The organism is Streptomyces sp. NPDC006365, assembly GCF_042870755.1.
In the GTDB taxonomy this organism is placed as follows: Bacteria; Actinomycetota; Actinomycetes; order Streptomycetales; family Streptomycetaceae; genus Streptomyces; species Streptomyces xiangluensis.
The window spans coordinates 59,543-78,726 of sequence record NZ_JBIAHS010000024.1; the positions used below are offsets into that span (position 1 = coordinate 59,543).

Here is a 19,184-nt window from a genome sequence, read left to right on the forward strand (position 1 = left end):
CTCGGGCGACTGGGTGCGTGCCCAGCCGTGGGTGTGCATGGTCTCGCTCTCCCAGTCCACGAACCGCTGGGGGAGCACCTTCGGGTCGCGGTGGGAGTCGCGGCACGAAGGAGGGGGCCTGGACCTGCGCTGATTCAGCTTTTCCAGGACTGGATCGTGGCGGGGCGGAGGTATCCTCCGGTCTCCCGGGCGCGCGTTGGTCCGCACGTCTAGGTTATGGGGTGTCATCGGCCCAACTCGGGGAGTTCCCATGTCACTTGAGCGCCCACTGATCAACAGCAGCGTGCCGCACTCCGCCCGGATCTGGAACTACTGGCTCGGGGGGAAGGACTGCTACGAGATCGACCGGGAGGTCGGCGACCAGATCGCGGGCGCCAACCCGGCGATCCTCGACATCGCCGTGGCGCAGCGGGCGTTTCTCGTCCGGGCGGTGGAGTACCTCGTCGGTGAGGCCGGCATCCGTCAGTTCCTGGATGTGGGTACCGGCTTGCCCACCGCGAACAACACCCACGAAGTCGCGCAACGTCTGATTCCCGAGACCCGGATCGTCTACGTCGATCACGACCCGGTCGTCCTGGCCCACGCGGAGGCGCTGCTCACCAGCACGCCCGAAGGAGCCACGGACTACATCGACGCCGACCTGCGCGATCCCACCGCCATCCTGGAACAGGCCGCCAAGACACTGGACTTCACCCAGCCGGTCGCGCTGATACTGCTGGGGATCACCGCCCACATCACCGACGACACCGTCTATGACGTCGTCGGCCGCCTGATGGACGCTCTGCCCTCCGGCAGCTACCTCGTGCTCTGCGACGACACCGAGGTACTCAACCCGCAGCAGATGCGCGAGATGATCGAGCAGTGGAATGAGGCGAGCGACAATCCCCGCATCAACCGCAGTCCGGAAGAACTCGCCCGGTTCTTCGAGGGCCTGGAACTGCTGGAGCCCGGCCTGGTCTCCGTCTCCCGGTGGCGCCCCGGCCAGTCCGGAGAGCAAGCGCCCGCCGAGGTCGACGACTTCGGCGGTGTGGCGCGTAAGCAGTAATCAGCCGTCCAGGGGCACCACCTCGCCGCCCGCCCCATCCACGCGATCGCCGCACGGTGGGGATTCGCCCGCCCTGCGGCACTTCACCAGGCCTTCGGCTGCGTGTGCGGATGCACCGGCCGTCCGAGCTGCTTCGGTGTCCCCCAGTCCTGGCGCTCGTTGCCCGCTCAGTTCGGTTGGTTCGTCGGCATGCCGGGATCTCTCAGGTTTCGTCCCCCTTGCCGGCGGACTCGGCGGCGCTGCGACCGGAGCGGCAGCAGCCGTATGTGTACCAATGCGTCAGCGGGCCCGTCAGCTGCCGCAGGAAGAGTGCCGGCAGGACGCTGCGTCACTGCTGGAGGAGCGAGACCGACGCGAGTTCCGAGTTCACTGCGCCATCTGCCGATGGTGAAACAGGCATCACAGAACAAGTGGCGCTCACGGCGCCCGTGGTCGCGCGGGGCTCCGCCCCGAATCGCAGGCGCCTGACGAAGCGGCCCCGGGGCCGCGGGTACCTCGCCGACAGGCGGACTCCAACCGCCTGACTCTGGTTTCCCTCGGACTCAGTGGGACAGCGGCAGAAGGGCGGACACCGTCTTTCCTCGGGAACCGATGCTGACCCGCACATCTGCGGACAGCTCCTGCACAAGGTGCCAGCCGAACCCTCCCGGCTCGCCTGCCTCGCTCCGCTGCGGACGCGGGGCGGTGGCACTGGCGTCTTCCACCGACACCGTCACCGTTCCCGGACCGGTCACCAAGCGGAACCCGGTCACCCCGCCGGCGTGCCGGACCGCGTTGGTGACCAGTTCCGACACCACGAGCAGCACCGCGTCGGTCTCGGCTCCGGCACGTGCGGCTACCGCGGACAAAAACCCGCGCGTCACATTCCTCGCCCGCTCCGCGCTCTGCGGACTTGCCCCTTGCAGGGGTGCGCGGTCTTCCTCTTCTGCCTCGGATGAATGCACGATCACAAGCCTCCGATGGTTGACGCTGACCTTTTTCTCGCTTGCCCAGCGAAACTCCAGTCATCCCCCGGCACTCGAATGGCACGAGGAGGCCTGGTACTGAGCGGCGTCAGCCGACGGTCGGCCGGTACACCGTGAGTGCTTCAGGGAGCCGGCCGACGAGGAACACCGTTGGGCGCGGCGACTTCGCCCTCGGACGGGCACCCACTACCCCTCGGCGGCGCATGCGGCCCATACCGCTGCTTGTGCTCGCGATCGTGTGCGCTGCCACGCGTGGTGTTCGGTGATCACCGCCGCGGCGATGCGGCGCAAGTCGTCCTCGATGGCGCCCTGGTTCTGTGCCGTGGGCGGAACAATACGAACGTGGTGGAGCAGTCCGCGCCGTGCCTCGGTCGCACCATGACCCGTGCCGGCGATGTCACCCTGTTGGCGGTCTCGGTGCGCACCCGGGTCGCCTGGTACGGCAGCGGAGCGTCGGTCATGACTGGCCACCGCTGCCGTGAGGGGCGTACAGGTCGAGCAGCCGGATGCGGGCCGCGTGCAGGCGGTGGGCGACCACCCGGCCGACCCAGGTCGCGACCGCGCGGCCGAACGCGGAGTCCTCCGCGCACATCGCCCGCACGGCCACGGCGTCGAACTCGTATGCCCGCACCGGAGTCATGGCCTCGGCGCCCAGCTGCCACATATAGGGCGGGAAGTGCCAGGACCAGCCGACCAGTTCGCCGTGTCCGAGTGACTCGATGACGGCCGGCGGGCGACCGGGCACGTGCACGTCGAGGGTGACGGTGCCGGTCCGGACGATCCAGAACCGGTCGGCTCGCCGGCCTTCCTCGAACAGGCGGGAGCCCTCCTCGAAGGAGACCTCTTGGGCGATTCGCACCAGCCGTTCCCGGTGCTCGGCGGGAAGGGCTGCGGTCAGTGTGGTTTCCGAGGTCATTTCCCCGTCCTCCTTCCTTCTTGCCCGAGCAGCCGGGCGTTGAGTTCCTCGTGCAGTGCTGTGGCTTCCTCGGTGATGTCGATGCAGACCGGGCACCAAGCGATGCACCGTCCGCGGCCCACGCAGCCGGTGCTGTCGAACTGCTCGTGCCGGGTGGAGAGCAGTGGCGAGGGGCACGTGCCCGTCGGTACTACGGTCGGCGCTCCACAGCTTCGCGCGCTCCGGATGCAAGAACCCCTTCCAGGACTGTGGGCCCATCGTGTGCGCGAAGGCCGCGCCGTCCTCGTGGCGGACGAGCCGGTAGTAGCCAGCTTCCACGTGGGTGCCCCAGCCGAACGCCAGCTGGTCGGCCGAGGCGACTCAGTCACGACCACGGCGCCGTCCCGCACGGTCGGGCAGACGACCGTACGTCCCTGGGCTCCCATGCTCTTGTCCAGGACGTCGAGCCCGCTCTTGTCCAGGACGGCGGTTGCGGGGCGTCCGTCATCGTTCCCTCCGTGAGTCGTAGGGGCTGGTGGTTCCAGCTTGGGCCTGTGGCCAGGCGAGGCGCCACAGGCCGCCCTCCTGGACAGGGGCCGTTCGGCCCATGACTGCTGTGCGCGCCCAGGCCGCTCACCGGCTCGGTGGTGACGGGTCGGCGGGGCCGGTCAGCTGCACGATGTCGTCGGAAGCGACGTCGTGCAGCCGGATGGCCAGATCCTCCAGCGCACGGCTGGCGGCGAGCTCGTCACCGATCTCCGGGATGGGGCGGTCGATCGGATTGCGCCGGGCAACGCCCTTCCCGGTGATCGTCGAGGTGCCCCGGGTGGTCAGGATGGCACGGGCCTGGGTGTCGTCTCCCTCCTCGGTGATGTAGATCTGTACGGTCCACTGCTTGGCTTCCATCGTGATCACTTCCGTGCGGGGGAGGCGGAAGGGGCGGATTCGGGAGAGTCCGTGTCGTCGTCCGGCAGGCGCAGACCCGTCTTGCCGAGAAGAGGTGGACGGTGTGGGGGTGAGGAGCGACGGGCACTTCCTCGCCCTTGCCGAACCTCTGCCGGCCCGGGACCCGGACGACGATCTGCGCGGCCTCCTGGCCGATCTTCGCGGTCGTGTGGAGGTAGGTGACGGCGCCCGTGTCCTCGATGGTGTCGACCACGAGATCCAGTCCCGGAGTCTCATGGTCTTCCTTCGAGAGTATGGCGAACTGCTCCGGGCGGACACCGAGCGTGATCTCCGCGGAATTTTCCTCGTGCGCGGTGCGCAGGATTGCTCGCGGCAACGGGACGAACAGTCCGCCGAGCTCGGTGCCGTCCGTCGTGAGCGGGACGTGGAAGAGGTTCATCGCCGGCGAGCCGATGAAGCCGCCGACGAAGGCATTGGCGGGGCGCTCGAACACCTCCTTTCGCGACCCATGTAGCCCACGGTCGTCATGTGGGCCAGTGGTGAGGCCGCCGGCGCAAGGACCTCGTTGGTCCGCACATGGGTCCTGTCGGCCCTCTTGCGGCCGTCCCGGGGGAGTGATCATTGAATCAGGCGCGGGCGTCGGCTGAGGCATCCGCGAGGGGCTCCCCCGTCCCCACCGGAAGCGGCGCCCGCGCCAGAGGGACGGCCGCTCGAAGGGCTGTGACCGTACGTGGGTCGTCGGCCGCATGTCCGCGCGATTCGTACCTGCGCGGGCACGCCCCCCGCATGTCCTCGTGGTTTCGGAGCACGACCGAGGAGAAGGACGAGCCGTCAGGTCCCGTGCGCGGCACCGGTCGCAGGACTATGGTCCCGTTCGGCTGCCCCGTCCGGCGCATGACAGGCGGCGGTTGGCCGGCCTCGGTTCGGCGCCAGGCGGTTCGGGGGTGCCCGTGCCGGTGGACTTCACACACGATGGCGCTCCGGACATGGCGACGGGATCCACGGGCGTGTGCCGCCTGATCAGGTGGCACACCCCTACCCTTCTCAGTCCCGCCAGAACGGTCACGCACGTCGATCTGATGGTTGGTCAGGACCAGGCCATCCCTTAGGAACTCCCTACGCGGCCGGTCAGGTCCCCGGAACGGCCCTTCGGTGCGCTTGTCGTCGCCACGAGCAGCGGCCGGTGTTGCCCACGCTATTGCTGGGGAGTCTCCGCGCGGCCGGGAGAACGTGCCACTGGTACTCGTCGTGCGGCCGAACGGTCCCTGGCCGTCCTGCTGAGGAGCCGCATCGCACGGTCAAGGACCGGCAGGCCCGCCATGAGGGCCTTACGGCCTCTGCCGGCTGCCCGACGCGCGGGCCAGGTTGGCAGGTGTCGACCAGGTTGCCGGGCGTCAAGGAGGTGCCATGGACGCTCCCGTCGGTGCCTCCACCGTGCTGCGGCCTCGGCCGCTCGATATGTCCACCGGCGATCGGCGCCCAGCCGACCGGGAACTGCGCAGTGCGTACGAGTACTTCGTGGCCTCGCACGGCATGCCGTCCGGTGTGCGGCCGGTGGTGGCGGACTCATGGCGGCGCTGCGTGTCGTCGGGGGTGGCGCCGGACGACGGGCGGCTGCCGCCACTGCATACGACGTCCCAGGCGCTGGCGGAGTACCGCCGTAGCCATCCGCTGGCCGCTCACCTGCCGATGTTCCGGGACCTCCTGGGGACCGGCGCGGCGGACGACGGGCACGTCTTCGCCATCGGCGACGCCGACGGGACGCTGTTGTGGGTCGAGGGCGACACCACGGCCGTGCGCCGGGCCGAGCGGATGGGTTTCGTGGAAGGTGCCGTGTGGTCCGAGGCCCTGGCCGGGACGAACGCGCCCGGCACCGCGCTGGCCTTGGGACAGCCCGTCCAGATCGTCTCCGCCGAGCACTACCACCCCGCGGCGCACGCCTGGTCGTGCTCGGCGGCTCCGGTGCGGGAGCCCGGCACCGGGCGGGTGCTCGGTGTCGTGGACCTCACCGGCGGGGCCACCATCGCGACGCCGCCGGCGCTGGCGGCCGTGCGGGCGGCCGCGTTGGCAGCCGAGGCACTGCTCGCGCATGTGGACACGACGGGTGCGGTGCTGCTGCCCGCGCCCGTCTCCGCACACCTGGCCGCACTCGGCCGGGACAGCGCCGTACTCGATGTCGCCGGGCGCGTCCACCGGCTGAGCCGACGCCACGGCGAGATCGTCGTAGCCCTCGCTCTCGCGGGACACGGCATGACGGGGGAGCGGCTCGCCGTGGACCTGTCGGAGCACGAACTGCACCCCTCCACGCTGCGTGCCGAGATGACCCGGCTGCGCGAGAGGCTCGGCGCCGCGGTCATCGGGTCCCGGCCGTACGAACTGAAGTGCCCGGTGCGTACCGACTTCGGTCAGGTCACCGCCCTGCTGGCGCGGGGCCGCGTGGGCGAGGCGCTGCAGCAGTACGCGGGCCCGATCCTGCCTTACTCCGACGCCCCGGCCGTCGTGGAGCACCGCCGGGCGCTGGAGCAGCAGTTGCGCGGTGCGGTCCTGGCCTCCGGGGACCCCCGGCTGCTGCGCCGTTGGGTCGAGGCCGAGTGGGGCGCCGACGACGGGCCCGCCTGGCTGGCGCTCGCGCACACGCTGCCGGGCGGTTCGCCGCAACGTGCGGCAGCGGCGGCCCGGGCCCGCGCCCTGGATGCCGAGGTGGCCGTCCCGCAGCAGGTCGGACGGCATGCAGCGTTGTTGCAGCGTTCCCGTTCCTAGCGTGTTGAGCATCACCACAACCCTCGCGAAAGGTGACGATCATGAAGTACGAGCCTCCGGGCAGAACGGGCAGTCCGGTCGACGTCGCGCCCCGGTACGAGAACTTCATCGGCGGCAAGTGGGAGGCACCCACCACGGGTCAGTACTCGCCCAATCTGTGCCCCGCCACCGCCAAGCCGATCTGCGAGATCCCGAAGTCGGGGCCCGAGGACATCGAACTCGCGCTGGACGCCGCCCATGCCGCGCAGCCCAAGTGGGGCGAGGCGTCCACCGCTCAGCGGGCCGCGGCACTGAACGCGGTGGCCGACGCCATCGACGCGCACCGCGAGGAACTTGCGGTCGCCGAGAGCTGGGAGAACGGCAAGCCGGTCCGCGAGACCCTTGCCGCCGACATCCCCCTCGCCGCCGATCACTTCCGCTACTTCGCGGCCGCGATCCGCGCCGAGGAGAGTTCGATCACCGAGATCGACAAGGAGACCATCGCCTACCACTTCCACGAGCCGTTGGGTGTGGTCGGCCAGATCATTCCGTTCAATTTCCCGCTGCTGATGGCCGCGTGGAAGCTCGCCCCGGCACTCGCCGCCGGCAACGCCACGGTGATCAAGCCGGCCTCGCCGACCCCGTGGTCGATCCTGAAGTTGATGGAGGTCGTCGGCGACCACCTGCCGCCGGGCGTCCTCAACGTCGTCAACGGGCCCGGCGCCGAGATCGGGAAGGCGCTCGCCACCAACAAGCGCATCGCCAAGGTCGCCTTCACCGGTGAGACCACCACCGGCCGGCTGATCATGCAGTACGCGGCACAGAACATCATCCCGGTCACCCTGGAGCTGGGCGGAAAGTCGCCGAACATCTTCTTCAACGACGTGGCCGCGGCCGACGACGACTTTCTGAACAAGGCCGTCGAGGGACTCGTCCTGTACGCGTTCAACAAGGGCGAGGTCTGCACCGCTCCCTCGCGCGCACTCATCCAGGAGGACATCTACGAGGAGTTCATGGGCCGCTGCCTGGAGCGGATCCGCGCCATCAAGCAGGGTGACCCGCTCGACACCGCGACCATGATCGGCCCTCAGGTCTCCCGTCAGCAGGTCGAGAAGATCGCCTCGTACGTGGAGATCGGGCTGAAGGAAGGCGCCGAACTGCTCGCGGGCGGCCACAAGCCCGCGATCGGCGGGGAGTTCGCGGACGGCTTCTTCTTTGAGCCGACCGTCCTCAAAGGTCACAACAAGATGCGGGTCTTCCAGGAGGAGATCTTCGGACCCGTCCTCGCGGTCACCACCTTCAAGGACGAGGCCGAGGCGCTGGAGATCGCCAACGACACGCTGTACGGCCTCGGGGCCGGCGTGTGGAGCCGCGACACCAACCGCAACTACCGGATGGGCCGCGCCATCAAGGCCGGCCGTGTCTGGACGAACTGCTACCACCAGTACCCCGCGGGTGCCGCGTTCGGTGGCTACAAGGTCTCCGGCATCGGCCGCGAGACCCACAAGATGATGCTCGAGCACTACAGCCAGACCAAGAACCTCCTGGTCAGCTACGGCACCAAGCCGCTCGGGCTGTTCTGACCGAGCCGGCGAATCCAGCGATTCCAGCGGATCCGAAGGGGGGCACCGACATGCCCGCGACGCTAGTGAACGGCAACGCCGGGCGCGTCACCGCCACCCGGGCGGCGCACCGGGCCATCCAGGCCCTGCGCGCCGCCCACGGCCGGCCGGTGATGTTCGTCCAGTCCGGCGGCTGCTGCGACGGCAGTGACCCGATGTGTTTCCCGGGCGGCGAATTCACCCTCGGCAAGGGCGACATGCTGCTCGGCATCCTGGACGGCGGCACCTTCCACATCGACGCCGACCTGTACGAGGCGCTGGGCCGCCCGCGCTTCGTTCTGGACGTCGAGGAGGGAACACCGGGCGGCTTCTCCCTCGCAGCAGGGGACGGGCTGCGTTTCGTCACACGGATCGAGGAACCGGCCGAGAACCGGGTTCCGAGTCAGAGTCCAGTTGAGGAGCAGATCATGAAGGCAGCAGTCGTCACCGACCTCGGGAAGCCCCTGGAGATCCAAGAGCTCCCCGTCCCCGAGCCCGGCCCCGGCCAGGTGCTCGTCCGCATGGAGGCCTCCGGCCTCTGCCACACCGACATCCACGCGGCCCACGGCGACTGGCCGGTCAAGCCGCAACCGCCGTTCATCCCCGGACACGAGGGCGTCGGCCCCGTGCAGGCCGTAGGCGAGGGCGTCTCGGCCGACCTGGTCGGCAAGCGGGTCGCCATCCCGTGGCTCGGCTCGTCCTGCGGCACCTGCCGCTACTGCGTCTCCGGCTGGGAGACGCTGTGCGAGAGTCAGGTCAACTCCGGCTATTCCGTGGACGGTTGCTACGCCGAGTACGCCATCGCGAGCGCCGGCGCGGTCGTCGAGGTCCCCGAGGGCGTGTCGTCGCTCGACGCGGCGCCGCTGACCTGCGCGGGCGTCACCACATACAAGGCCATCAAGGTCGCGCGCGTGGTGCCGGCCGAGCGAGTCGCCGTCTTCGGCGTCGGCGGTCTCGGCCACCTGGCCGTCCAGTACGCGCGGCTCGTCGGCGGTTTCGTCACCGCGGTCGACCTCGAACCGGACAAGCTGGGCCTGGCCCACCAACTCGGTGCCGACCAGATCGTCAACGCCCGTACGCACGACCCGGTCGAGGAGATCAAGAAGGCCGGCGGCGCGGACGTGGCCGTCGTGCTGGCCGCCAGCGCCAAGGCGTTCGAACAGGCCTACCGGTCCCTCAACCGGGGCGGGCGCCTGGTCATGGTCGGTCTGCCCGCCGACAACGCGTCCATCAACGTACCGATCTTCGAGACCGTGCTCAGCGGGATCTCGGTCATCGGATCCATCGTCGGCACCCGCCAGGACCTGACCGAGGTCTTCGCGCTGCATGCCGCGGGACGCACCCGGGTCATCGCCGAACCGCGGCGGCTGGAGCAGGTCAACGACTCCTTCGACGAGGTCCTCGGCGGACGGGCCGAGGCACGGCTCGTCTTCGAGTTCTGACGGCCCTGGCACCCCAGGGCCGCAGGGAGAGGCAGCAGATCATGGCAACCGTCACTGTTGGAGCCGTACGGGAGCGGGCGCCCGGTGAACGCCGCGTCGCACTCGTCCCCGAGGCCATATCCCTCCTGCGCCGGGCCGGGATCGACGTTTTGGTCGAGTCCGGGGCTGGGTCCGGCGCCTGGTTCACCGACGCCGACTACACCGCGGCCGGCGCGGCCGTCGTACCGCCGGACGAGCTGTACGCGCGCGCGGACGCCGTCCTGTGCGTCGGACCGCCGGACCCGGAGACAGCTCAGGCCCTGCGCACCGGCCAGACACTGATCGGCCTGCTCGAACCGCTCCGACACCCTGCGCTGGTCGAGGAGTTGACCAGCCGCGGGGTGCACACGGTGAGCCTGGACCTGCTGCCCCGCACCCTCAGCCGCGCCCAGTCCATGGACGCGCTGACCTCCCAGGCCAGCGTCGCCGGCTACAAGGCGGCCCTGGTCGCGGCCGAATCGTACGACCGGTTCTTCCCGATGCTGACCACCGCGGCGGGCACCATGCGCCCGGCGCAGGTCCTCGTCCTCGGTGCCGGAGTGGCTGGGTTGCAGGCGATCGCCACCGCGCGCCGCCTCGGTGCCGTCGTCACGGCGTACGACGTACGCCCCGAATCCAGAGGGGAGGTGGAGTCCCTCGGCGCCCGGTTCCTCGACATTCAGAGCCCGCCGAACGGGGAATCGGGCGCCGCGCAGGGCGGCTACGCACGGGAGTTGACCGAAGAGGAGCAGCGAACCCAGCGCGAGGCGCTCGACGCGCACATCGCGCGCAGCGACATCGTCATCACCACGGCCCAGGTGCCCGGCCGCAGGCCGCCGTTGCTGGTGACCGCCTCGGTGGTCGAGCAGATGAAGGCCGGCTCGGTCGTCGTCGACCTGGCGGCGAGCGAACTCGGCGGCAACGTTCAGGGCTCTGAGCCCGACAAGACGACCGTTCTGGAAAACGGAGTCACCCTCATCGGTGCCGGGCGGCTTCCGTCCGCGATGGCGACCGCCGCGTCCACGGCGTACGCCCGCAACATCGCCGCGCTGCTGCGCCACCTGGTGAGCGACGGCGAACTGGTCCTCGACCCGGCCGACGAGATCACGGCCGCACTGACAGGAGGAGGATCCTCATGAACAACCTCGATCTCCTCACCGCGATCACCGTCTTCGTCCTGAGCGTCCTCGTCGGCATCGAGGTCATCAGCAAGGTCCCGGCGACCCTCCACACCCCGCTGATGTCCGGCTCCAACTCCGTGCACGGCATCGTCGTCATCGGCGCGATGCTGATCGCGGCCGAGTCGCACACCTGGCTCGGCTACGTCCTCGCCTTCGTGGCCATGGTGTTCGGGGCGATGAACGTCGTCGGCGGGTACGTCGTCACAGACCGGATGCTGGAGATGTTCAAGGCCAGGCCGGCGGCGGAGAAGTCCGCCGAACAGCGCGAGAACGCGGAGGTGTGACCGTCATGGACACCGTCTCCAACGCCGTCCACTACATCTTCCTGGCCGCGGCCGCCTGCTTCGTCATGGGCCTGCACCTGATGAACCACCCGCGCACGGCCCGCCGCGGCAACACCCTCTCCGCCGGAGCCATGGCCGTCGCCATCGCCGCCACGGTGTGGCTGGTGACGGACGAGTCCCAGATCAGCCGGACCGGATGGCTCGTGCTGATCTCGGGCGGACTCGTCGGCGCGGCGCTCGGCCTGTGGGCCGCGCGCGAGGTGCAGATGACCGCCATGCCCCAACTGGTCAGTCTCTTCAACGCCGTCGGCGGCGGCGCGGCGGCGCTCATCGCGGTGGGCGACCTGCTCCAGGCCGACCACCCCGCCGCCCTCGGCGCACGCGTCTCCGTACCCGGCTCCCTCGACATCGTCATCGGCGCGGTCACCTTCTCCGGATCACTGATCGCGGCGGGCAAGCTGCAGGGCGTCATCTCCGGCGCGCCCGTGGTGTTCCCGGGAGCAAGGCTGCTCAACGTGTTGCTGCCGGCCTCCTTCGTCGCCGGCACGGTCTGGCTGGTGCTGGCGCCGGAGTCCCGTACGGCGCTGTACGGGCTCGTGATCGTGGCACTGCTCTTCGGCGTGACGATGGTGCTGCCGATCGGCGGCGCCGACATGCCCGTGGTCATCGCTCTGCTGAACGCCTTCACGGGATCGGCGGTAGCGATGGCGGGCTTCGTGCTGGACGAGACCGCGCTCATCATCGCGGGCATGCTCGTCAGCTCCTCGGGAGCCATCCTCACCAAGCTCATGGCCGACGCCATGAACCGGTCCATCGCCAACATCGTCATCGGCGGCTTCGGCACCGGCGACAGCGCTCCGGTGGATGCCGCAGCGGGCGGTGCGCCCGCCCAGGTCCGCTCGGTCTCCGCGGACGACGTGGCGATCCAGCTGGCGTACGCGAGCAAGGTCATCTTCGTCCCCGGGTATGGTCTGGCCGCCGCCCAGGCACAGCACGAACTCGGCGCTCTGGCCCAGCTGTTGACGGACCACGGCATCGACGTCAGCTACGCCGTCCACCCGGTCGCGGGCCGCATGCCGGGACACATGAACGTCCTGCTTGCGGAGGCCAACGTGCCCTACACGCAGCTGAAGGAAATGGACGACGTCAATCCCGAGTTCGCGCAGGCGGACGTCGCCCTCGTCATCGGTGCCAACGACGTGACCAACCCGATCGCTCGCCGCCCCGGCAACGCGATCTCCGGTATGCCGATCCTCGACGTCGACAAGGCCAAGAGCGTCGTCGTCATCAAGCGCTCGATGGGCCACGGCTACGCGGGCATCGACAACGAGCTCTACACCGACCCGAAGACCGGCATGTTCTTCACCGACGCCAAGAAGGGACTGACCGAACTCAAGGCATCAGTAGGGGAGTTCGTTGGCTGACGCGGAGGCCGACGCGCAGGGGGCTCACGCCCACGCGGCACCGCGTGGGCGTGAGCCGTGTTCGCACCGCGTCAGATGTGGTCAGCCAGTCTCCGGACCGGTACCGGACGGCCTATCCGCCAGGGACCTTCAGCACTTGGGGTGCTTCCGCCGGAGGTGTTCCCTGGAAGCGTTAGAGGAGGCGACATGAACTCCAGGATCTCCAACAGGCATACGACCCGGCACACGTCTGACCGGTTGCGTCGCCCGATGGTCCTCGCCGCGGCCGCACTGCTCGTGTCATCCTTGGCGACCGCCTGCGGAGGCGAGGCCGGCACGTCCGGTACGTCTCCCGGCGCCGGTCGGTCGAGTACGCCGAGCACGGACGGCGCCACAGGCGGCACCACCGGAAACGGCAACACAACACCGGGCCAGGGTACTTCCACCGAGCCCACTGCCCCCGCGACGCCGAACGTACCCGCCACCACAACACCCGTGACTCCCGGCGGCGGACTCCGCCAGGTGCCTACTTCGGTGTACTTCCTGCACGGGGAGAAGGTCTCGCCCGCTCCACGTACCGTGACCGCACCCACTACCGCGGCCGGCGCCCTGCGCGCCCTGCTGGCCGGACCCAACCGGTACGAGAGCCGCCACGGCCGTACCACGGCCATCCCGGTGGGCACGACGCTGCACTCGGTCTCGGTCCGAAACCATGTGGCGACGGTCGACCTGTCCGGGCGGTACGACGATGGGGGCGGGAGCCTGTCGATGCAGGCCCGGCTCGCCCAGGTCGTGTTCACCGCGACCCGCTTCCCGGCCATCCACAAGGTGCAGTTCGAGCTGGACGGCAAGCCGGTGACGTCCTTCGGCGGCGAGGGTATCGTCCTCAACGAGCCGGTGAGCAGGGCAGACTTCGAGGAGCTGGCGCCGCTCATACTCGTCGAGTCGCCGCTGATCGGCGACACCATCCACACCCCGGTCAGGGTGTGGGGCAGCGCCAACACCTTCGAGGCGACCCTCCGCCTGAAGATCACCGACGCCGCCGGGCGCACCGTGGCCAACCCATACGTCACCGCGACCTCCGGCACCGGAACCCGCGGCACGTTCGACGTGACGATCCCCTACAAGCCGACCCGTTCGGGTACTGGCACGCTGACGGCGTACTGGGACTCCCCGGAGGACGGCCGCGCGGTGGTCGAGGACAGGGTGCCACTGACCGTCAATCGCTGACAGGGAGGCAGGGCGGCCAGGCCTCCTCTCGAAGGCCCCGTACGACCCACCGGCGCGGTCCTCAGTAAGTAGCTGTTGGCGTACCGAACTTGAGGGCTGCGTTTTTGCTGGTCAGGCATAGGGCTGATGATTCCATGGGAGTGGTGGCCTGTCGGGTCGTTGCTCTCGGGGAGGTCGCGGATGCCGTCGGTCGTCGGACTACTGGAACAGCACGAGCTCGCCGCTCGCCGTCGCGTCGATGGGTTGCGTGAGGAGGCCGACCGCATCCAGGCTGAGTTGGCCGAGGCCGAGCGGGAATGGCAGGAGTGGGCGATCGCCCGTCGGCGGGTCGATACGGTGCTGGCTCCGGACGGCGGCAGCATCGCCGATACGCAAGTCGCCCCGGATCCGCGGGATGCGGACGCCCAGCCGGCGTCCCAGGATGCGGCGAAGCCGAAGCCGAAGCCGAAGCCGAAGTCGCAGGTGCCGGTGTGGCGTGAAGGGCTGGCCTGGTCGGTGCTGTCGGTGGACTACCGGCGCATCCTGACTGCGCTCGCGGACCGGGTCCGGCTCCATCAAGGGCCGCTGACCTGCCAGGAGATGGCCGCGGGCTTCGGCATGGACGTGGTGCCGGCGCGGGTGGAGGCGCTGCGGTCGAAGGCGAAACGCCTGGTCGCCCGCGGCTGGCTGACGGAGCCCGCGCCGGGCCGGTTCACGCTCGTCAACGGCGTGGCCGGGCCAGATGTCGGGTCATGAGCAGCGTCATCGACCAGTAGACCATCGCCTCGGCGCTGGTGGTGCGGCGCTGGAAGTCGCGCACCAGGCGGCGAGTGCGCATCAGGTGGGCGAAGAACCGCTCGACGATCCACCGCTTGGGTGGCACGACGAACCCTTGTCGGTCGTCGCTGCGCTTGACGATCGCCAGCACCAGCGCGAGCCGGGCCGGGCAGTACTCGACCAGACTGCCGGTGTAGCCCCCGTCGGCCCAGACCAGGACCAGCAGGTGGTGCGCGTCGGCGACATCTCGCAGCAGGACCTTCGCGGCGGCGCGGTCGCCGACATCCGCGGCCGTGACCATCACGCCCAGCAGCAGGCCGAGCGTGTCGTCTACGACGTGCCGCTTGCGCCCGTTGATCTGCTTGCCGCCGTCGAAGCCCCGGCTTTCGGATCCGACCACGGCGTCCGCCTTGACCGACTGCGAGTCGATCACCCCGGCCGTCGGCTCCGCATCCCGTCCCAGCTTTGCGCGGATCCTCGCGTGCAGACGGTCGTGGAACTCGGCGACCAAGCCGTGGTCACGCCAGCGGCGGAAGAACGCGCACACCCGGTCCCGCGGCGGGAAGTCGGCAGGCACGGCGCGCCACTTGATGCCGTGGTCCACGAGGTAGCGGATCGCGTCCAGCATCGCGCGGTGGCAGTACGCCTCCGGCTGCCCGCCCCGGCCACGCATCCAGCTGGGCGTCGGCAGGAGCGGCCGGATGGTCGACCACTCCGCGTCGGTCATGTCCGTCGGGTAACGGCGCTCACGGCCCCCATGGTCCGCGGCGTTTCCGATCCGGTGAGCCAAGCAGTCACACGCGGGGGTGGCCGAGGTGGACTCCGCCTCGGCGGTGGCGTACATCTGCGACAACAGAACCTCCTGACTGCTCGTTCGCGTAGACCGACAAACCCCGAGATCGGCAAGACAGCGGCTTCTGAGATCTCTACGCCATGAGGAAGTCGATGAGCGCGTGGCCGATCCGGCCGGGCGCGTTCTCCGTGGGGATGTGGTCCGCATCCGGAATACGTACGAGCGTGGTGTGCGGGATCTCCGAGGCGAATCGCTCGGCGTACTCCACCCTCTCGTTCTCGTCGTCCTCGCCCCAGATCAGCAACTTGGGCGTCGTGGACCGCTGCAGCGCGGGAACGAGCTCAAGGGTGTAGCGGTTGTCGGCCGCACCCGCCAAGGCCATCCAGGAGCGGCGGACCCTCGCATCGGTCCACGGATCCACGTACTCCGCGACCCGCTGCTCGGTGGCGGCACCGGCCAGCGACCGCGTCACCGCCTGTCGGCGGGCGGCAAGCACGTCGTCGGCGGTGGTCCCAGGGTCCCGGAACCGGGCCACGTGGGGCGCCGGCCAGGAGTCGTAGAGGACCGAGTTGACCAAGGCCAACCGGGACACCTCCAGCCGATCGTGGACGAGGAGATGCTGGGCGATCGCGCCGCCGATGTCATGACCCGCCACGGCGATCGGCCCGGAGAGCCCCGCCGCTGACGCGAATCGCGTCACCCAGTCCGCAAGGGCCGGGACCGTGGCCGCCTCCAGGGTGAGTTCGCCGCCCGAGCGCCCAAGCCCGGGGAGATCGATCGCAAGGGGCCGCAGCCCGGCCCCGGCGAGGCGGTCGAGCACCGGGAGCCAGACCCGGCTCCAGTACGTTCCGTGCAGCAGCAACACGGCCGGGCCGTCCTGCTCCACGGTCAGGTAGCTGGCCGTTTCGCCGTCGACCTGGACCGTGGCCCTCGACACTCTCGTTTCGGTGATTGCACTCATGGGACCACTGTGACCGGGGCCGGCCTTCCAGCCGAGAGTCCAGAAAGACATCCACGGGTATATTCCTGCCATGAGCCTGCATCGAGTGGTGGCCCTGCTCAACCCGCCCCAGTCCCCCTTCGAACTCGCCTGTGCCGCCGAGGTATTCGGCACCGTCCAGCAAGACATGCCGGCCCGCTACACCTTCCGGACCTGCGCCGAGCGCCCCGGCCCTCTGCAGACCACCGTCGGTTTCACGATGCTCGTCGACGCCGGGCTGACGGCCCTGCAGGAGGCGGACACCGTGGTCGTCCCCGGCTGGCAGCCGCCCGGCGCACCGGTGCCGCCGACCGTCACCGACGCGCTGCGGGCCGCCCACCAGCGAGGGGCGAGGATCGTCGCCATCTGCACGGGGGCGTTCGTCCTCGCTCAGGCCGGACTGCTCGACGGCCGCCGCGCCACCACCCACTGGCGCCGCACCGCCCAGCTCGCCGCCACCTTCCCCGAGGTGCAGGTGGACCAGGACGTGCTCTTCGTGGACCACGGCGACGTGGCGACCAGCGCCGGAACCGGCGCGGGCATCGACCTGTGCCTGCACCTGGTACGTTCCGACCACGGCGCGGCATACGCCGCCCAGATCGCCCGGAACATGGTCCTGCCGCCACACCGGGAGGGCAGCCAACGCCAGTACGCGACACAGCCCGCACCGGCCAGGGCGGACGAGTCATTGGCGCCGCTGCTGGAGTGGGCCACCTCCCGGCTCCACACCCGGCTGACCCTCACTCGCCTCGCCGAACACGCCGGACTCTCCAGCCGAACCCTCGCCCGGCGGTTCACCGAACAGCTCGGCACCAGCCCTGGACAGTGGCTGCTCGGCCAGCGTCTCGACGCGGCACGGGTACTGCTGGAGCGGACCGACCTGCCGGTCGAAGCCATCGCCACCCGGGTCGGACTCGCCTCGGCGGTCAACCTGCGCCGCCGTTTCCGGGCACATCTCGGCACCACACCCGGCGCCTACCGACGGACCTTCAGCGAAACCTGATGGCGGATCCGGGCGTCGAATCCGTTGTCGTGGGCGGAGACGGCCGGCACCACTACCGCGATGACCAGGCCGAGCACGTCCACGGCAGCAACGCATGCGGCCCGGGACCTTCTTGGACCCCGCAGGGCCAGCACGGAAGACTGCGACAACAGTGCCTCCTGTTGCTCGGATGGATTCGACACCCACGAGTTGCGCGGGGGACCCTGCCTTCATGCCCGGACCACCGGAAGACCACCCGGCCGGGAACTCTCGTTCGATCGCCAGGCGAACTGCTCGGTAGAACAATGGCTTCTAAGGACATCGCGCACGGGCGGCGTCCGAAGGCCGGGAGGCTCAGGCTGACGTGGACGCTGGGGCGCCTCACCGCCTGTATCTGGTTCGTGATCGTCGCCTCCTGAACTGCTGTCTGCGGGACCAGCGTGGTACAACGAGGCCGGGGAACCGACCGGGCGTTGCCCGCGTGCAGCGGACCAGTTCGGCGACATGCCCGGGATCGGACCGGTGCCTGTCCTCGGCGGCGAGATGAGCCGGGTCCCACAGGTCGGGGAAGGCGCGAACCACAGGCCGGAAGCCCAGGTACGGCATGTCGGTGAGCGTGAGCCGGCGCATGGGATCCGTGAACAGGTCGAGATCGGCGTCCCGGCCGAACGCCGCCTTGTGCCAAGGCTGTTCGGGCCTTCCGTGTGCGGTGATTCCGGGACTTCGACCTTGAGCGGTGCAGGTTGGTGCCTGTGGGGAGCCAGAGGCCGCGGCGGTGCGTGAGTGGGGCTGAGTGGGTCACAGAAGGCGTCACGGTCCTGCGTGCGAGAGGATGCCCGTCGGCCAGTCATGTGGCACGAGGGGGACGGTAAGAGCGACGGTGACGGTGGACGCCGGCGTCGGGGCACAGAGGTGGTGTTTCAGTCCCCGGGCTGCTGGGCGGTGCTGCTGCTGATCGCCGTGGTCGCCGTCTGGTTCTGGAACGTGCAGGACGACGACTCGAGCAGCGGCGGCTCCTCCACGACCACGGACACGCCGGTCCCTGGGCCTACCACGGCCCTCCAAGAGAGATCGTCCTGTGCCTGGAACGCCAGTTCCGCCGCGGCCAGTGCCTCCCGGCCAGGGAGTCGAGCACCGGAATCCAGGCCAGCCTAATGATCGTATGGAAATGCCGGGCGAACCCGGCACCGCAGGGCTACGACTATGTCGTTCGGATCACCGGCGCGTACAAGGGCTCGCCGGGCAACTGCCCGGTTCCCGCCGGGACCCGCTACTGGACGTTGAGTGTCGGCCCTGCGCGCCGCCTCGATCCCGGCGTCGGACCCGCGCGGTCAGCCAGCCTGCCGATCACAGAATGTGACAGACAGTCAGTGCAGGCAACAGACCTGCACCGCTCAAGTTCGAAAGCCTGGTTTCCGCCTCACCAGACAGAGAGTCCGATTCTCTTCCGCCTCTCGCGCCGCAGCCATGCGGGCTGTGCGACGTTCTTCACGTACGCCTTGCGGCATTCGTCCGTGCAGTACTTGCGGGGCCGCCCAGGGGTGCTGAGCGGTCTCCCGAACTCCTCATGGCACCAGGCGCACCGGACCGTTTCCAGCACGATTCTCATGCCTGCACCACCTCGCGGAGCTCGTAGCCGGTGAAGCGGGAGTGGCCGTGCCCGTCGCTGAGGAACAGCCGGGCGTCGTCGTCGGACACGACGAGCGGCATCCCCTTGCGCATGAGGACGTATGTCGCACACATGCGGGTTGGCCCTTTTCTCCTCGGCCCAATGACCAGCCATGGCCGGGTGTTGTACACCGAAGGTGCGGTGATGGCCGCGGGGACCAGGTAGTTGAGTGCGTGATCGACGCGTGTGTCCGTTGCGCCCATGGCAGCTACCGCCGTTCGCTGTTGCAGCCTGCTCTTCTCGCAGATGCGCTGCGCCGTGCCTTCAGAGTCGGTGCGCAGGGTCCGTGTGAGCAT

16 protein-coding genes and 3 pseudogenes are annotated in these 19,184 nt (G+C 69.5%); 11 read left to right on the plus strand and 8 right to left on the minus strand.

What is annotated here, in order from left to right; translation table 11 throughout:
- The first annotated feature begins 250 nt into the window (after positions 1-250).
- Entirely contained in the window at positions 251-1,045 is a 795-nt protein-coding gene (locus ACFYO0_RS40600; protein ID WP_388686478.1) for an SAM-dependent methyltransferase, read from the plus strand.
- Positions 1,046-1,587: 542 nt separating this feature from the next.
- Here the strand turns inward: ACFYO0_RS40600 and ACFYO0_RS40605 are convergent.
- From ACFYO0_RS40605 to ACFYO0_RS40625, 5 genes and pseudogenes are all read right to left on the minus strand, one after another.
- On the minus strand, positions 1,588-1,989 hold the full coding sequence (locus ACFYO0_RS40605) for an ATP-binding protein (RefSeq protein ID WP_388686480.1): 402 nt from the start codon (positions 1,987-1,989) through the stop codon (positions 1,588-1,590).
- A 285-nt stretch (positions 1,990-2,274) separates the two neighbouring features.
- Positions 2,275-2,403: pseudogene (locus ACFYO0_RS40610) on the minus strand (Ni/Fe hydrogenase subunit alpha); the annotation flags it as partial.
- Between the two features lie 64 nt (positions 2,404-2,467).
- Positions 2,468-2,926 (minus strand): Crp/Fnr family transcriptional regulator, encoded by a 459-nt coding sequence (locus ACFYO0_RS40615; RefSeq protein WP_388686482.1) that lies wholly within the window; start codon positions 2,924-2,926, stop codon positions 2,468-2,470.
- A 612-nt stretch (positions 2,927-3,538) separates the two neighbouring features.
- Positions 3,539-3,811 carry a DUF1876 domain-containing protein gene (locus ACFYO0_RS40620; RefSeq protein ID WP_388686483.1) on the minus strand — a complete coding sequence of 91 codons (273 nt, stop codon included), beginning with the start codon at positions 3,809-3,811 and terminating at the stop codon, positions 3,539-3,541.
- 148 nt (positions 3,812-3,959) lie between these two features.
- Positions 3,960-4,559, minus strand: a pseudogene (locus ACFYO0_RS40625) (hypothetical protein); the annotation flags it as partial.
- A 659-nt stretch (positions 4,560-5,218) separates the two neighbouring features.
- Between ACFYO0_RS40625 and ACFYO0_RS40630 the strand changes: the two are divergent.
- The 9 genes and pseudogenes from ACFYO0_RS40630 to ACFYO0_RS40670 all read left to right on the plus strand — a co-directional run bounded on the left by ACFYO0_RS40630 (position 5,219) and on the right by ACFYO0_RS40670 (position 14,444).
- Positions 5,219-6,571: a transcriptional regulator gene (locus ACFYO0_RS40630; RefSeq protein WP_388686484.1), complete on the plus strand. Its 1,353-nt coding sequence runs from the start codon at positions 5,219-5,221 to the stop codon at positions 6,569-6,571.
- Between the two features lie 41 nt (positions 6,572-6,612).
- On the plus strand, positions 6,613-8,133 hold the full coding sequence (locus ACFYO0_RS40635) for an aldehyde dehydrogenase family protein (protein ID WP_388686486.1): 1,521 nt from the start codon (positions 6,613-6,615) through the stop codon (positions 8,131-8,133).
- A 50-nt stretch (positions 8,134-8,183) separates the two neighbouring features.
- Positions 8,184-8,513: pseudogene (locus ACFYO0_RS40640) on the plus strand (DUF779 domain-containing protein); the annotation flags it as partial.
- A gap of 66 nt (positions 8,514-8,579) precedes the next feature.
- A complete protein-coding gene (locus ACFYO0_RS40645) occupies positions 8,580-9,593 on the plus strand; it encodes a zinc-dependent alcohol dehydrogenase (RefSeq protein ID WP_388686585.1) in 1,014 nt (337 codons plus the stop codon).
- A gap of 41 nt (positions 9,594-9,634) precedes the next feature.
- Positions 9,635-10,750, plus strand: coding sequence for an NAD(P) transhydrogenase subunit alpha (locus ACFYO0_RS40650; protein ID WP_388686488.1), 1,116 nt, complete (start codon positions 9,635-9,637; stop codon positions 10,748-10,750).
- Positions 10,747-11,076: an NAD(P) transhydrogenase subunit alpha gene (locus tag ACFYO0_RS40655; protein WP_306948244.1), complete on the plus strand. Its 330-nt coding sequence runs from the start codon at positions 10,747-10,749 to the stop codon at positions 11,074-11,076. The genes ACFYO0_RS40650 and ACFYO0_RS40655 overlap by 4 nt, the downstream gene beginning before the upstream one ends.
- Positions 11,077-11,081: 5 nt before the next feature.
- Positions 11,082-12,500 carry an NAD(P)(+) transhydrogenase (Re/Si-specific) subunit beta gene (locus ACFYO0_RS40660; protein ID WP_388686490.1) on the plus strand — a complete coding sequence of 473 codons (1,419 nt, stop codon included), beginning with the start codon at positions 11,082-11,084 and terminating at the stop codon, positions 12,498-12,500.
- A 186-nt stretch (positions 12,501-12,686) separates the two neighbouring features.
- Positions 12,687-13,709, plus strand: a complete 1,023-nt coding sequence (locus ACFYO0_RS40665) for a Gmad2 immunoglobulin-like domain-containing protein (RefSeq protein WP_388686492.1) — start codon at positions 12,687-12,689, stop codon at positions 13,707-13,709.
- A gap of 180 nt (positions 13,710-13,889) precedes the next feature.
- Positions 13,890-14,444 carry a hypothetical protein gene (locus ACFYO0_RS40670; RefSeq protein WP_388686493.1) on the plus strand — a complete coding sequence of 185 codons (555 nt, stop codon included), beginning with the start codon at positions 13,890-13,892 and terminating at the stop codon, positions 14,442-14,444.
- On the opposite strand, the gene ACFYO0_RS40675 is transcribed toward ACFYO0_RS40670, so the two are convergent.
- Positions 14,410-15,309, minus strand: a complete 900-nt coding sequence (locus ACFYO0_RS40675) for an IS5 family transposase (RefSeq protein WP_388686586.1) — start codon at positions 15,307-15,309, stop codon at positions 14,410-14,412. The two genes, ACFYO0_RS40670 and ACFYO0_RS40675, sit on opposite strands and share 35 nt — an antisense overlap.
- 82 nt (positions 15,310-15,391) lie before the next feature.
- A complete protein-coding gene (locus tag ACFYO0_RS40680) occupies positions 15,392-16,219 on the minus strand; it encodes an alpha/beta fold hydrolase (RefSeq protein ID WP_388686495.1) in 828 nt (275 codons plus the stop codon).
- A 70-nt stretch (positions 16,220-16,289) separates the two neighbouring features.
- On the opposite strand from ACFYO0_RS40680, the gene ACFYO0_RS40685 reads away from it, so the two are divergent.
- Positions 16,290-17,240 (plus strand): GlxA family transcriptional regulator, encoded by a 951-nt coding sequence (locus ACFYO0_RS40685; RefSeq protein WP_388686496.1) that lies wholly within the window; start codon positions 16,290-16,292, stop codon positions 17,238-17,240.
- A 1,584-nt stretch (positions 17,241-18,824) separates the two neighbouring features.
- Here the strand turns inward: ACFYO0_RS40685 and ACFYO0_RS40690 are convergent.
- The gene (locus ACFYO0_RS40690) at positions 18,825-19,184 is read right to left on the minus strand and encodes a hypothetical protein (RefSeq protein WP_388686498.1); all 360 of its coding nucleotides are present in this window, start codon (positions 19,182-19,184) and stop codon (positions 18,825-18,827) included.

Coding starts and splice junctions, on each gene's coding strand:
- ACFYO0_RS40600 (WP_388686478.1), top strand. CDS start 251: ATGTCACTTGAGCGCCCACTGATCAACAGCAGCGTGCCGCACTCCGCC.
- ACFYO0_RS40615 (WP_388686482.1), bottom strand. CDS start 2,926: ATGACCTCGGAAACCACACTGACCGCAGCCCTTCCCGCCGAGCACCGG.
- ACFYO0_RS40620 (WP_388686483.1), bottom strand. CDS start 3,811: ATGGAAGCCAAGCAGTGGACCGTACAGATCTACATCACCGAGGAGGGA.
- ACFYO0_RS40630 (WP_388686484.1), top strand. CDS start 5,219: ATGGACGCTCCCGTCGGTGCCTCCACCGTGCTGCGGCCTCGGCCGCTC.
- ACFYO0_RS40635 (WP_388686486.1), top strand. CDS start 6,613: ATGAAGTACGAGCCTCCGGGCAGAACGGGCAGTCCGGTCGACGTCGCG.
- ACFYO0_RS40645 (WP_388686585.1), top strand. CDS start 8,580: ATGAAGGCAGCAGTCGTCACCGACCTCGGGAAGCCCCTGGAGATCCAA.
- ACFYO0_RS40650 (WP_388686488.1), top strand. CDS start 9,635: ATGGCAACCGTCACTGTTGGAGCCGTACGGGAGCGGGCGCCCGGTGAA.
- ACFYO0_RS40655 (WP_306948244.1), top strand. CDS start 10,747: ATGAACAACCTCGATCTCCTCACCGCGATCACCGTCTTCGTCCTGAGC.
- ACFYO0_RS40660 (WP_388686490.1), top strand. CDS start 11,082: ATGGACACCGTCTCCAACGCCGTCCACTACATCTTCCTGGCCGCGGCC.
- ACFYO0_RS40665 (WP_388686492.1), top strand. CDS start 12,687: ATGAACTCCAGGATCTCCAACAGGCATACGACCCGGCACACGTCTGAC.
- ACFYO0_RS40670 (WP_388686493.1), top strand. CDS start 13,890: ATGCCGTCGGTCGTCGGACTACTGGAACAGCACGAGCTCGCCGCTCGC.
- ACFYO0_RS40675 (WP_388686586.1), bottom strand. CDS start 15,309: ATGTACGCCACCGCCGAGGCGGAGTCCACCTCGGCCACCCCCGCGTGT.
- ACFYO0_RS40680 (WP_388686495.1), bottom strand. CDS start 16,219: ATGAGTGCAATCACCGAAACGAGAGTGTCGAGGGCCACGGTCCAGGTC.
- ACFYO0_RS40685 (WP_388686496.1), top strand. CDS start 16,290: ATGAGCCTGCATCGAGTGGTGGCCCTGCTCAACCCGCCCCAGTCCCCC.
- ACFYO0_RS40690 (WP_388686498.1), bottom strand. CDS start 19,184: ATGCTCACACGGACCCTGCGCACCGACTCTGAAGGCACGGCGCAGCGC.